This window comes from Rhodoferax sp. GW821-FHT02C08 (genome assembly GCF_059421805.1).
In genome coordinates this window covers 472,894-486,595 of record NZ_JBWKVR010000001.1, presented here as the reverse complement: position 1 = coordinate 486,595, position 13,702 = coordinate 472,894, and the positions used below count along the sequence as shown (strand labels likewise).

Genomic DNA, 13,702 nt, shown 5'->3' with positions numbered 1-13,702 from the left:
TTCATCCCTACCTCCTCAAGAATGAGGAACGCAAACATGCAAATCACGCGCCAGCTCGGGACTTATTCAGCGTTGCCTTAAACTTTATAAGCAGTCCTCGGCAAGTGCTGCCGCCAGGAGCATTGCGTGCCCGTTTCCTAATCCTCCGGAGTTTTACCCCCATGTACCAGCACATCACCGTACCTGCTGAAGGCCAAAAAATCACCGTCAACGCAGACACCACACTCAATGTGCCGGCCAACCCCATCATTCCCTACATTGAAGGTGATGGCACGGGCCAGGACATTACCCCGGTGATGCTGAAAGTGGTGGATGCTGCCGTGGCCAAGGCCTATGGTGGCAAACGCAAGATCCACTGGATGGAGATCTATGCGGGTGAAAAATCCACCACCATCTACGGCCCGGACCAGTGGCTGCCCCAGGAAACCCTGGCCGCCATACGCGAATACCTGGTATCCATCAAGGGGCCGCTGACCACGCCGGTGGGCCGCGGCATACGCTCGCTGAACGTGGCCCTGCGCCAGGAGCTGGACCTGTACGTCTGCCTGCGCCCGGTGCAGTACTTTGACGGCGTGCCCTCCCCCGTCAAGGCGCCGGAGAAGATCAATATGGCAATCTTCCGCGAGAACTCCGAAGACATTTACGCCGGCATCGAGTTCGAAGCCGAGTCCGACAAGGCCAAGAAGCTAATCCAGTTTCTGCAGGACGAGATGGGCGTGAAGAAGATCCGCTTCCCGCATACCTCGGGCATCGGCATCAAGCCCGTGTCGCGCGAAGGCACGGAACGCCTGGTGCGCAAGGCGCTGCAGTACGCCATAGACAACGACAAGCCCAATGTGACCATTGTGCACAAGGGCAACATCATGAAGTACACCGAAGGCGCGTTCCGCGACTGGGCCTACAGCCTGGCGCAGAAGGAATTCGGTGCCGAGCAAATCGACGGCGGCCCCTGGATGCGCTTCCAGAACCCCAAGAACGGCAAGCAGATCATTGTCAAGGACGTGATCACCGACGCCTTCCTGCAGCAAATCCTGCTACGCCCGGCCGAGTACAGCGTGATCGCCACGCTGAACCTGAACGGTGACTATGTATCCGACGCGCTGGCAGCCCAGGTGGGCGGCATCGGCATTGCGCCGGGCGGCAACCTGTCCGACTCGGTGGCCTGCTTTGAGGCCACCCACGGCACGGCGCCCAAGTACGCGGGCAAGGACTATGTCAACCCCGGCTCCGTCATCCTGTCCGCCGAAATGATGCTGCGCCACATGGGCTGGCTGGAGGCCGCTGACCTGATCATCGCGTCCATGAAAGCCGCCATCGCCAGCAAGAAGGTCACCTACGACTTCGCGCGCATGATGGCAGACGCGATCCAGGTCAGCTGCTCGGGCTTTGGCGATGTGATGATCGAGCAGATGGAGCAGATGTAAGCATCCGCCCCGTGCCGATGCCCGCTCAGTCGCGGCGGGCCTCGGCATCCACCTGCTGCAAAAACTCCCGCAGGGCCGGCGTCACCTGCTTGTCGCGGTGCAGCACCACATAGCACTGGCGCTGCAGCTTGGGCAAGGTGGTGGATAGATGCTGCAACTGGCCAACCTGGACGGCGGCATCCACCGCCCAAGCAGACAGGCAGGCAACACCCAGTCCGGCCGCTGCCGCGTGCCTGATGGCCTCGGAGCTGCCCATCTCCACGCTGCGCCGATAGCTGTGCAGATGCGGCAGCAAGGCTTGGTCGGTGGCCTCGCGGGTGCCCGAGCCCGGCTCGCGGAGCAGCCAGACCTGCTCCTGCAGATCGGCAACCGACCAGTTATCCGAGTGGCCCGAATTGCCCGGCGCCCTGGCAGACGGCGCGGCCACCAGCACCAGCTCATCCTGCAGCCAGGCACGCACCGACAACACCGCCTGGTGGCACGGCCCTTCGATCAACCCGACATCCAGCTCAAAAGCCGCCACGGCGTCGCAGATCGCGGCGGTATTGCCTATCACCACCTGCGAACGCCAGGCCTCCGCACTGGCGGCCTGGCCGCCCATGAAGCCCGCCAGCAAGCGCGGCAGCACATGGCTGCCGATGGTGGTGCTGGCGCCGATGCGCAAAGACTGCCGCTGCGCGCTGCCATCGCGCGCCATCTGCTCTATGCCCGCCGCACCGTCCAGCAAGGCCAGCGCCCGGGGCAGCAACGCACGCCCGTTGTCGTTCAGCAGCAACCTGCGGCCCACACGGTCGAACAGCTGTAGCGACAGCAGCCGTTCCAGCTCATTCACCGCCGCACTGGTGGCCGACTGCGACAAAGCCAGCTCGGCGCTGGCCGCTGTGGTGCTGCCGCTGCGCGCCACGGCAGCAAATATCTGCAACTGGCGCAGGGTGAGTCGCAGCACGTCCATGGCAAGCAGCCTCTTATTTATCGATTGAATCGCTATATTTTACAAAGACAAGTCGTTGGACAGGTTGATCTACAAGAACCAGACTCGCCCCCATGAACACGACTTTGCCCCACCCCGCCGCCACGCTACCAGTCCCTAGCCCTCTGCGGCACCTGTTGCCAGGCCTGGCCTTGAGCGGCGCACTGGCCACCGCCGGCATGGCACTGGGCCGCATCGCCTGGCTGCAAGAACATGGCTTCAGCCCGCTGACGCTGGCCATCCTGCTGGGCATGCTGGTCGGTAACACCCTGTACCCGCAGTTTGCAGGCGCCAGCGGCGCCGGCGTGGATTTCTGCCGGCAAACCCTGCTGCGTGCGGGCGTGGTGCTCTATGGCCTGCGCCTGACGGTACAAGACATAAGCCACGTCGGCATGGCGGGCGTGCTGGTCGATGCGCTGGTGCTGGGCTCCACCTTCTTGCTGGCCTGCCACATCGGCACCCGCTGGCTGGGCCTGGACCGCAACACCACGGTGCTGATAGGCGCAGGCAGCTCCATCTGCGGTGCCGCCGCCGTCATGGCCACCGAGCCGGTGCTCAAGGCCAAGCCCGAGCAGGTCACCGTGGCCGTCGCCAGCGTGGTGGTATTTGGCACGTTGGCCATGTTTCTCTACCCGCTGCTGTTCATGCTGAACCAACATTGGCAGTTGGTTCCCGGCGGCGCCCAAGGCTTCGGCATCTATGCGGGCTCGACCATCCACGAGGTGGCACAAGTGGTGGCTGCCGCACGCGCCATAGACCCCAGCGTGGCAGACACCGCCGTCATCGCCAAAATGGTGCGCGTAATGATGCTAGCGCCGTTTCTGCTGGCGCTATCGGCCTGGCTGGCGAATGGCAGATCCGGCCACCACTGCGACCACCAGCCCCCGGCCAAGCTGGCGGTGCCGTGGTTTGCGTTGGGCTTTGTCGCCACGGTGCTGTTCAATTCCTTGCAACTGCTGCCCCATCCGGTGCTCAGCCTGGCGACCGATTTGGATACCGGCCTGCTGGCCACGGCCATGGCGGCCCTTGGCATCTCCACCCAATTAGGCGCCATACGCCGAGCCGGCGCCAGGCCGCTGCTACTGGCCCTGGTTCTATTTGTCTGGCTGGTGCTGGGTGGTGCGCTGATCAACCACTGGGTGGGCCTATTGCTGGGGTGATGCAGCATGGCACAAAAAAATGGCCGGTCTGGAATAAAGCGGCAAGGCTCCGCGTCTACACCTTGGTGGGCCCCAGGCACACACCCGACTATCCTTCACCACCTCAGGAGTTGCACCATGTTCCAGTCCGCCCCATCCAGCACCCGCCGTCCCGCCGCTGGTCAGCTCATCGCAGCCCTCGGCCTGTGTTTAGCGGCATTCGGCGCAGCCGCCGCCGACGCTCCTGCCAAAGTGGACAACGGCATCCTGGTAGCCCCCAACGGCATGGCGCTCTACACCTTTGACAAAGATGCCGCCGACAAAAGCAACTGCAACGGCCCCTGCACCAAGGTGTGGCCGCCACTGGCCGCCACCGCCAGCGACCAGCCCATGGGTGCCTACGGCATAGCCACGCGTGACGACGGTAGCCGTCAGTGGTCCTACAAAACCAAGCCGCTGTACTACTACCAAGGCGACCAGAAGGCGGGTGACCGCAGCGGCGACAATTTCAAGGATGTCTGGCACCTCATCAAGGAATAACGCGCCTTAGCCAACCAGCCCATGCAAGACGAACACCCCCTGCTGACATGGGCGCCCCGCCTGCGCCGCTATGCCCGGGCCTTGGTGGGCAACCGCGACGATGCCGATGATCTGGTACAGGACACGCTGGAACGCGCCTGGACCAAGTCCGGGCTGTGGCACGGCGTGGTCGATATGCGCGCCTGGTTGTTCAGCCTGATGCACAACCTGCATGTGGACGGTGTGCGCCGTGGCCGACTGCAAACCGCCCCACTGGACCATGACACGCCCGAAATCGCCACCCCGCCCCGCCAGCAAGAACAACTGGCGGTCATGGACCTGCAGGCTGCGCTAGACCAGTTGCCGCAGGAGCAAAAAGAAATACTGCTGCTGGTCGCCCTGGAAGACATGGCCTATGCCGACATTGCCGCCACGCTGGGCATCCCCCTGGGCACCGTGATGTCGCGCCTGTCGCGCGGGCGCGAACGCCTGCGCGCCGTGATGGAAGGCCGCGCCGCCCCCACGCGGCTGAAGATCGTGAAGTGACAACACCATGCGCATAACCCCTCCCCCCACCTCGCCGGTCACCGAAGCCGAGCTCCACGCCTTTATCGACGGCCAACTACCCCTGGGCCGCCAAGCCGAAGTCGCCGCCTATCTGGCCCAACGCCCCGACGAAGCCGAGCGCCTGGAAAGCTATCGAACCCAGAAGCTCGCGCTGCGCCACCTGTTCGACCCGGTGCTGGACGAGGCCCTGCCCGCCCGTGTGCGGCAGACGGCCCAGGGCGCACCACCACACACCGCCTGGTACCTGCAGCGGCTGGCCGCAGCCGCGCTGATTGCCGTGGTCGGCGCGGCCGGTGGCTGGGGTCTGCGCGGCCTGGTGCAGCCCACCGGCCCGCTGCTGGCCACCGCTACACCGACACTGCCCGCCAACGGCTTTGCACAGCGGGCCGCCGTGGCGCACGCGGTATACAGCCCCGAACAACGCCGCCCCGTGGAAGTAGACGCCGCACATGAAGACCAGTTGGTGACCTGGTTGTCCAAACGCATGGGCGTGCCCATGAAACCGCCGCATCTGCAAGCCCAGGGCTATGCGCTGGAAGGTGGTCGCCTGCTGCCCGGCGGGCGCGGGCCGGTCGCACAATTCATGTACCGGCAGACCGCCGACACGGGCCAACGGCTCACGCTATATGTGTCGAACGACCTGGGCGATCTGGGTGCGGCCCAGGATGGCCCAAGCACACCAGGGGTACGCAATAGCGACACCGCCTTCCGTTTTGCGCAAGAGGGCAAGGTCAACGTCTTCTACTGGGTAGATGGGGGCCTGGGCTACGCCCTCTCGACCACTGCCGACCGGGCCGAGCTGGCCCGCGTGTCCACCGAGGTCTACCGGCAGCTGCTGGCTACGGCGCGATAGCCCTCCATCATTTGCTATCGATGTGATAGCTGCTTGCGCAGACAATACCTGCGCCAGAGGCCTATTTCATTGCTAACTTGGTGCCACACAAAGTTGGGCGTATGCACAAGCTCTCGCGCTACGGTGGATTGGCAGCGGCTACATCTCGTCTATCTGCGTGGAGCGCGACTGGGCCTGTGCCTCCAGGGCGTAGCGCTCATTCGTCTTCACATAGAAGCTGGCGCCAAAGCGACCCACCGGGTGGTAATGCTGCAGGCGCACGCGCCAAGTGTCGGTGTCAATCAGCTCGTCGCGTGCATGCATCCAGCGCACCTGGCCGATGAAGATCTGGCGGCTGTCGGTCTCCAGCGTTTCCCATAGCGTGCACTCAAACGCCACGGGCGCCTCGGCGATGCGCGGCGGCGCCACAGCGCAGGACGGCGCGGCCGTCAACCCCACGGCTTCCAGCTCGCTCTCGTGGGGTGGCAGGCGCTCGCCGCAGCGGTGCATTTGCTCGGCCAGGTCTTCGTCGCACATGTGCACCACGAATTCCCCGCTGCGCTGGATGTTGGCGGCCGTGTCTTTCAGGTAACCGTCCTGCAGGCGGTTGATGCTGAGCATGACGATGGGTGGCTCCTCGCCCATCATGTTGAACATGCTGAAGGGCGCGGCATTCACCACGCCGGTAGGCCCCAGGGTGGTGACCAGGGCAATCGGGCGCGGCACGATCAGGCTCGCCATCATCTTGTAGCGCTGGTATTCGGTCAGGGTGGAAAAGTCGATGTTCATGGAACGCCATGGAGTGGTGAAGAGGCAACTGGGCCAACGGCCTCACAAGCCAGCAGCAATATGCATACCCGCGCCGTAGCGGGCAGCGGCGAAAACGAACATACCCCCAAGCCTTCTTACGACAAACCAATGCGCCACTAGCAGACGAATCATTAATATCAAATTATTTCAATAAGACAAATTATTTGATATCAAATATTCCTTTTTATCAAAATGTGCATTTTTTAACGATAAAAATGAAACGAAAAAATTAGAATACACACATCTACCCACACACCCAGGATGCCACGATGACCCAACCGGCCCCCCACCCGAATACCAGCGCGCCAACAGCGCGTGGCACAACCAGCGAGTACCTCTCGTTTCAGCTCGGTACCGTGGAATACGGCATCGACATCCTGAAAGTGCAGGAGATCCGCTCGTACACCCAGCCTACGCACATCGCCAACGCACCCGACGAATTGCTCGGCGTCATCAACCTGCGCGGTGTCATCGTGCCGATCATCGACCTGCGGCTGAAGCTGCATTGCCCCACAGCCGCCTATACGGCGTCCACCGTGGTGATTGTTTTAAGCCTCGTCCACCAAGTCATCGGCGTGGTGGTCGACTCGGTGTCTGACGTGGTGCAACTGGAGCCCACTTGCATCCAGCCGCCGCCCGGTCTGCAGATGGGTACCGACGAAGGCTTCATCACCGGCCTGGCCAATCTGGAAGAACGGATGTTGATCCTGCTGGATACCGAATCCTTTCTGGGCAGCGCCGAACTTAGCCAAAACCTCACCGTTCACTAGTAGCCCGTTATTTCCGAACAATTCAATTCAAAGAGGAATCAAAATGAACTTCAAGAACTTCACCGTCAAAGGCCAACTGGGTTTTGCCTTCGGGCTACTGGCTGCATTGGTATTGGCCATCTCCTGCGCAGCTTTGTTCACATTGAACAACACCAACAACCATTTCACGGAATACAACCATGTCAATGTTGCCCAGTCCCAACTGGTGGCAGATGTGCGTGGAGCGGTCAACCGCCGAGCCATCGCAGCACGCAATCTGGTACTGGTCACCACTCCCGAAGATCTTGCCGCAGAGCAACAAGCGGTGACGCAGGCCCACCAGGACACCCAGGATTCCCTGCTCAAACTGAATAACGCCATCAAACAAAACCCGCAGATCAGCGCCGAAGAACGCCGCCTGGTCGATGAAATAAACCATGTCGAAACCCTGTATGGCCCAGTGGCACTCGACATCGTAAAGCTGGCGCTGGATGGCAAAAAAGAAGAAGCCATTGCCAAGATGAACAAGGAATGCCGCCCCCTGCTGGCCGCCTTGCTTACAGCGGCTAGAAAGTACCAAGAGTTCAGCGCCAAGAGCGGAGCCGAAAGTGTCGCCGTCGCAGGAACCGACTACAGCCAAGCAAAATTTTTGCTGATAACCGCCAGCCTGGTAGCGATAGCTGCAGCCGTAGCATTGGGTGTTCTCATCACCCGCAACTTGGTGGGCGCCCTGGGTGGTGAACCCGCAGCTGCAGCAGACCTGGCCCGTGCCGTGGCCCAAGGCAACCTGACCATGCCCATCACCGTCAAGCCCGGCGACAGCACCAGCCTGATGGCACAGCTCAAAGCCATGCAGGACAGCCTGGTCAGCGTGGTGTCCAATGTGCGCCAAAGCGCCGATGGCGTCGCTACCGCCAGCGCCGAAATCGCCCAGGGCAATAGCGATCTGTCCAGCCGCACGGAACAACAAGCCAGCGCGCTGGAAGAAACCGCCGCCTCCATGGAAGAACTCTCCAGCACTGTCAAGCAGAATGCCGACAGCGCCCACCAGGCCAACCAATTGGCCGTCAATGCATCCACTGTTGCCATCCAAGGCGGCGAGGTGGTCAGCCAGGTGGTGGACACGATGAAGGGCATCAACGACAGCTCGAAGAAGATCAGCGACATCATCAGCGTGATCGACGGCATCGCCTTTCAAACGAACATCCTGGCACTGAATGCCGCCGTGGAGGCCGCCCGTGCCGGCGAACAAGGCCGCGGCTTTGCCGTGGTGGCCAGTGAAGTGCGCAACCTAGCACAGCGCAGCGCCGCTGCCGCCAAAGAGATCAAGACCCTGATCGACAACAGCGTGACCCAGGTGGAGCAAGGTACCACCCTGGTGGCCAAGGCCGGCACCACGATGACCGAGGTGGTCACCGCCATCCGCCGCGTGACCGACATCATTGGCGAAGTCAGCTCGGCCAGCAGCGAGCAAAGCCAGGGCGTGGCCCAGGTCGGCGAAGCCATCACCCAGATGGACCAGGTCACGCAGCAGAACGCGGCCTTGGTCGAAGAGTCGGCCGCAGCCGCCAACAGCCTGCAGAGCCAGGCCGAGCAATTGCTGCAGTCGGTGGCCGTATTCAATCTGGGTACGCATACAAATGCAAACGCCACGCCGACCACGCACCGGCAAGAACAGCGCAGCCCTAAGCGCACCAACAATGTTGTACGCCCCACGTTCGCTACCAGCAAGCTTGCAGCCCCCAAGCCCTTCACACAAAAAGCCGCGCTTGCTGCGACGGGCACTGATGGCTGGGGCAGCTTCTAAAAACATCGGCGGGCGCGTACACGGCCCGCCAACGGCAAACACCGAGGTCCCTGCCGGGTGCTGAATTAGCACCCTGCAGGGACCTCGGTGTTTATGCAGGCTGCAAACGATTTAATTACTATCTATTTCATAGCTACCAGCGTCGGCAATACCTGCGTCAGAGGCATAAAATCTTATAAGTTCTAGCCCTCAAACTGCGGGTGCAGCTGGCGAATCTTGGTCATGGCCATGCCGGCGGCGGCGGTACGTGTCTCGACCCCCATCTTCACGTAGACGCGCTCCAGGTGCTTCTTCACCGTGGCCGGGCTGCTGCCCAGGATCTCGCCGATGTCGCGGTTGGTCTTGCCCTTGACCACCCAGTACAGCACCTCGGCCTCGCGGCCGGTAAGCTTGAAGCTCAGGCTCATGGCCTCGATCACAGCGGCGTCGGACACCTCGCGCATCACGATCAGCCAATCCCCCCCGCCCTCGCTGTCGCCGGTCTGCTGGTGCAGGCGAAAGCTGAGGCGGCGCGCGCCTTTCTCGAAGCTCAGGCGCGGCGGCTCAATTTGCTGTTCTGCCGCCGGTAAATGCTGCTGCAGCCAATCGATCACCGGCTGGGGCGTCTGCGGTGCGCTGGTGCCGAAATAGTCCAGCAGCAGATCGCGGGCCAACGCGGTTTGCCACATCAGCTTGCCGTCGCTGGCACGCACGGTGATGCTGGCGTAGCCAAAAGCGTCCAGCGCATTGCGTGCCTGGCCGGCCTGGTGCACCTGCTGGCGGGCCTGGCGGGCGCCTTGCAAATGCACATTCATGCGGGCCAGCACCTCCTTGGGTTTGATGGGCTTGGTGACGTAGTCCACACCACCCGCGTCCAGCGCGGCCACCAGGTGCTCGGTCTCGGTCAGGCCGGTCATGAAGATGATGGGGATGTGCGCCGTAGCCGGATTCGCCTTCAGCCGGCGCGCCACCTCGAAACCGTCCATACCGGGCATCATGGCGTCCAGCAGCACGATGTCGGGCAGGGCCTGGACGGCACGCTGCAAGGCGGCTTCGCCCCGGGTGGCGACCAGCACGGTGTAGCCGGACTCGTCCAGCGCGTCGTGCAGCACGGCCAAGTTGTCGGGCACGTCGTCCACGATCAGCACCACGTCGCTGTTGCGACGGTCCAGCGTGGTGCCCAGCGGGTCAGGCATGGCGGAGGAAATCGGCTTAACGGGCATGGGCGTTGTCGGGTGCCTGGGCCAGCAACTGGCCTATGGCTTCAAACTGGAATTGTTGGGCCAGGGCGCGCACTTCCTGCACCAGGCCCTGGCATGCTGGCTGGGCGGCGTCCAGCGCCGCCAGCTGGTTGAGGATACCGCGGTAAAAGCCGAGTTCGGCCACCTCGCGCAAAGCCTGCAGGCTGGCCGCATCGGGCCAGACCCGCGCCGGCGGCGGCTGGGGCGCAGCGGGCACCGTCGCGGCGGCGTCCGTCCACTGCAGGCCCAGGCGGCGCTCCAGCCAGTCCAGCAGCTCGCTGTGGCGTACCGGCTTGGTAATGAAGTCTTCGGGGCGTATGCCCACATCGTTGTCCAGCCCCTTGTCAAAGGCGTTAGCCGATACGACTGCAACATGCGCCTGGATGTGGCCATCTGCGCGCAGCCGGCGTATGGTTTCCCAGCCGTCGATGCCGGGCATGGCCAGGTCCATCAGCACAGCATCAGGGCCGTAGCCGGCAGCCAGCAGATCCAGCGCGTCATGGCCGCTGGCGGCGGTGCGCACCTCGAAGCCCAGGGGCTGTAGCAGCTGCACCAGCAGCTCGCGGTCGGGCTCCTCGTTGTCCACTACCAGCAGCTTGCGGCGCGGCCCCAGGTAGGCGCGGCGCACACGCGGGACGGCGGGCCGCAAGGCCTTGGCGTCACCTCCGCGAATTTCGGGTAGGAACAGCTTGACGCGGAACACCGCGCCCTGCCCCGGCGTGCTGGTGACCGTCATCTCGCCGCCCATCAGGTCGGTCAGCATCTTGGCGATGGTCAGGCCCAGGCCGGCGCCGGGCGCGCCCGGATTGGCGGGGGCGGACGAGGTGCCGCGCGCAAACGGCTCGAAGATGCGCTCCAGCTCGTCAGCGCTCAGGCCCGGGCCGGTGTCTTCGATGTCGATCACCGCCATCTCCAGCGCATAGCGCACGCGCAGGCGCACATGGCCGCTGGCGGTGAACTTGATGGCATTGCCCAGCAGGTTGATGAGGATCTGGCGCAACCGCTTCTCGTCGGCGCGCACCTGCTCGGGCAACACGCCCTGCGGGTCGAAATGGAAGGCCAGGCCCTTGGCCCGCGCCTGGGGTTCGAACATATCGCCCATCTCGTGCAGCAAATCGGCGAACGGCATGGGCTTGGTGGCCAGGGTCAGCTTGCCGGACTCGATGCGCGCAATGTCCAGCGTGCCTTCGATCAGCGACAGCAGATGCTCCCCGCCGCGCCGGATAACGCTGACCGCCTGCTGCCGGTGCGGCGGTACGCTGACGTCTTCACCCATCAACTGAGCGTAGCCCAGGATGCTGTTGAGTGGGGTGCGCAGCTCGTGGCTGATGGCGCTGATGTAGCGGCTCTTGGCCTGGTTAGCCTGGTCGGCCGCACGCTTGGCTTGCTCGGCGATCTGCCGGGCCTGCTCGGCCACCAGCTTGGCTTCTTGCAGGGCGCGGTCGGTCTGCTGGTGCAAGGCGATTTCGCGCTGCAGCAAGTGCGTCTGGCGGTTCGATTCCTCTTGCGCAACTTGGCGGCTTTTATGCGCCAGCACCAGCCACCAGGACACGATGCCAGCCGTGACGATCAAGGCCATATAGGCTTTGACGAAACCGGAACGCAGCGCCTGGCTAGGATCAAAATCAAGCTCTGACGCAGATTCCACCAGCGCACGAAGCTCTTGAAAATATAGCAAGCCAAACAAAGTGGCCAGCACCGGCACCACCACCAGCATCAGCAAAATGAAGTGCGCCAGACCGGTGTCCAGGTAAGGCCATATGCGCTGCGGCAGCAGCCAGCGCAGCGCCGCCGCCCACTGGACCGACAGGCTAGCCTGGGGTTTGCACAGATCGCCACAGCGCGCATCCAGCGTGCAGCACAGCGAGCAGATGCTGCCCTGGTAGGCAGGGCAATGGGCCATGTCAGGCGACTCGTATTCACGCTCGCAGATCACGCAGCGCTGCACCTTCAGGCGCTGGTAGCTGCCGGCTTCCACGGGGTCAGCAGCAACGCTGCGCCAATCCGACTGCGGGCCGCGGGCGATGTAATAGCGGCCTTTGGTCCACCACGCCAATATCGGCGACGCCACCAGGGCCGTGCCCAAAGCTATCAGCGCCGAAAACGCATGCGCCAGCGGCCCCAGCAACCCCATATAGGCCACCATGGACAGCATGGACGCCAGCGCCATCGAGCCCACACCGACCGGGTTGATGTCGTACAGGTAGGCGCGCTTGAATTCAATGCCCGGCGGCGACAAGCCCAGCGGCTTGTTGATGACCAGGTCGGCCACCACCGTCATCATCCAGGCGATGGCCAGGTTGGAGTACAAGCCCAGCACGTCGCCAAGCGCCTCGAACACATTCATCTCCATCAGCATGAAGGCGATGAGCGTGTTGAACACCACCCACACCACCCGGCCAGGGTGGCTGTGGGTGATGCGTGAGAAAAAGTTGGACCAGGCCAGCGAGCCCGCATAGGCGTTGGTGACGTTGATCTTCAACTGCGACAGCACTACGAAGGCCGCCGTGACCGCCACCGCCCAGCCGTATTGCGGGAACACGTACTCGTAGGCCGCCAGATACATCTGGTTCGGGTCCACCGCGCGCTCCGGTGGCACCATATGGGTGATGGCCAGGTAGGCCAGCAGCGCGCCGCCCAGCATCTTTACCATGCCCAATAGCACCCAGCCCGGCCCGCCGGCCAGCACACCCAACCACCAGCGCCCCCGGTTGGCGGCGGTCTGCGCCGGCATGAAGCGCAGATAGTCGGCCTGCTCCCCCATTTGGGTAATCAGGGCAATGCCCACCGTGAGGGATGCACCAAATGAGAGCAAATTAAATCCCTCACCCTGGCCGGAAACACCAGCATAGTGCGCAACCGCACCAAAAACGCCCGGCTCGCGCATCCACACGTAGGCAAACGGCACCACCAACAGCGCCAGCCACAGTGGCTGGGTCCAAACCTGCAGCCGGCTGATGGCCGACACCCCGTGCGTCACCAGCGGTATCACCACCAGTGCGCACACCAGGTAGCCCCAGCGCGGTGGAATGCCCAGGGCCAGCTCCAGCGCATAGGCCATGACGGCCGCCTCCAGCGCGAAGAAGATGAAGGTGAAAGACGCGTAGATCAGCGAGGTCAGCGTGGAGCCGATGTAGCCAAAGCCCGCGCCGCGCGTCAGCAGGTCCATGTCCACACCAAAGCGCGCCGCGTAAATGCTGATGGGCAGGCCAGCCATGAAGATGATCAGTGCCGTGGCCAGAATGGCCCAGAAGGCGTTCACAAAGCCGTACTGCACCAGCAGCGTGGCGCCCACCGCCTCCAGCACCAGGAAGGACGCGGCACCAAAAGCCGTGTTGGCCACCCGCCATTCGGACCATTTGCGAAAGCGCTGTGGGGCAAAGCGCAGGGCGTAGTCTTCCAGCGTCTCGCGCGCCACCCAGCTGTTGTAGTCGCGCCGCACCTTCACCACATGCTGTGGCGCATCGTTCAGAGGTATATGTTCGGCTTCTTGCACCTGTAGACCCACGCAGCTTTCAGGCCATGCGCACCGCCCGCAATGCGCCCAATGGCGTACGCCGGGGCACAGGGATTGCTACATACTTGTCTAATAATCCGATGCAACTTTCACACACTGAGCCCTTATAGAACTAACGCCTCGTGTTCGGCCTGCCTTTGGCGGCCGC

Annotated in this window: 11 protein-coding genes; 7 read left to right on the top strand and 4 right to left on the bottom strand. The window is 63.2% G+C overall.

The annotated features are described in order from the left end of the window. Nucleotides 1–161: 161 nt before the first annotated feature. Entirely contained in the window at nt 162–1,424 is a 1,263-nt protein-coding gene (icd, locus tag AC07VY_RS02195) for an NADP-dependent isocitrate dehydrogenase (RefSeq protein ID WP_495099380.1), read from the top strand. Nucleotides 1,425–1,449: 25 nt separating this feature from the next. Here icd and AC07VY_RS02190 read toward each other — a convergent pair whose 3' ends face one another. Continuing rightward, entirely contained in the window at nt 1,450–2,376 is a 927-nt protein-coding gene (locus AC07VY_RS02190) for a LysR family transcriptional regulator (RefSeq protein WP_495099381.1), read from the bottom strand. Between the two features lie 92 nt (nt 2,377–2,468). On the opposite strand from AC07VY_RS02190, the gene AC07VY_RS02185 reads away from it, so the two are divergent. The 4 genes from AC07VY_RS02185 (at nt 2,469) to AC07VY_RS02170 (ending at nt 5,472) form a co-directional block, all read left to right on the top strand. After that, nucleotides 2,469–3,554: a YeiH family protein gene (locus AC07VY_RS02185; protein ID WP_495099382.1), complete on the top strand. Its 1,086-nt coding sequence runs from the start codon at nt 2,469–2,471 to the stop codon at nt 3,552–3,554. Between the two features lie 117 nt (nt 3,555–3,671). Continuing rightward, entirely contained in the window at nt 3,672–4,073 is a 402-nt protein-coding gene (locus AC07VY_RS02180) for a COG4315 family predicted lipoprotein (RefSeq protein WP_495099383.1), read from the top strand. A 21-nt stretch (nt 4,074–4,094) separates the two neighbouring features. Further along, entirely contained in the window at nt 4,095–4,598 is a 504-nt protein-coding gene (locus AC07VY_RS02175; protein ID WP_495099384.1) for an RNA polymerase sigma factor, read from the top strand. A gap of 7 nt (nt 4,599–4,605) precedes the next feature. Then, the gene (locus AC07VY_RS02170) at nt 4,606–5,472 is read left to right on the top strand and encodes an anti-sigma factor family protein (protein WP_495099385.1); all 867 of its coding nucleotides are present in this window, start codon (nt 4,606–4,608) and stop codon (nt 5,470–5,472) included. Between the two features lie 138 nt (nt 5,473–5,610). Here AC07VY_RS02170 and AC07VY_RS02165 read toward each other — a convergent pair whose 3' ends face one another. After that, nucleotides 5,611–6,240, bottom strand: coding sequence for a flavin reductase family protein (locus AC07VY_RS02165; protein WP_495099386.1), 630 nt, complete (start codon nt 6,238–6,240; stop codon nt 5,611–5,613). A 290-nt stretch (nt 6,241–6,530) separates the two neighbouring features. On the opposite strand from AC07VY_RS02165, the gene AC07VY_RS02160 reads away from it, so the two are divergent. Both AC07VY_RS02160 and AC07VY_RS02155 read left to right on the top strand, forming a co-directional pair. Beyond that, nucleotides 6,531–7,031 carry a chemotaxis protein CheW gene (locus AC07VY_RS02160; RefSeq protein ID WP_495099387.1) on the top strand — a complete coding sequence of 167 codons (501 nt, stop codon included), beginning with the start codon at nt 6,531–6,533 and terminating at the stop codon, nt 7,029–7,031. Between the two features lie 43 nt (nt 7,032–7,074). Beyond that, nucleotides 7,075–8,817, top strand: a complete 1,743-nt coding sequence (locus tag AC07VY_RS02155; RefSeq protein ID WP_495099388.1) for a methyl-accepting chemotaxis protein — start codon at nt 7,075–7,077, stop codon at nt 8,815–8,817. A gap of 182 nt (nt 8,818–8,999) precedes the next feature. Here the strand turns inward: AC07VY_RS02155 and AC07VY_RS02150 are convergent, their stop codons facing one another. Then, complete coding sequence (locus AC07VY_RS02150) at nt 9,000–9,992, bottom strand: response regulator (RefSeq protein ID WP_495099426.1); 993 nt, start codon at nt 9,990–9,992, stop codon at nt 9,000–9,002. 16 nt (nt 9,993–10,008) lie between these two features. Further along, complete coding sequence (locus tag AC07VY_RS02145) at nt 10,009–13,533, bottom strand: hybrid sensor histidine kinase/response regulator (protein ID WP_495099389.1); 3,525 nt, start codon at nt 13,531–13,533, stop codon at nt 10,009–10,011. Nucleotides 13,534–13,702: the final 169 nt, after the last annotated feature.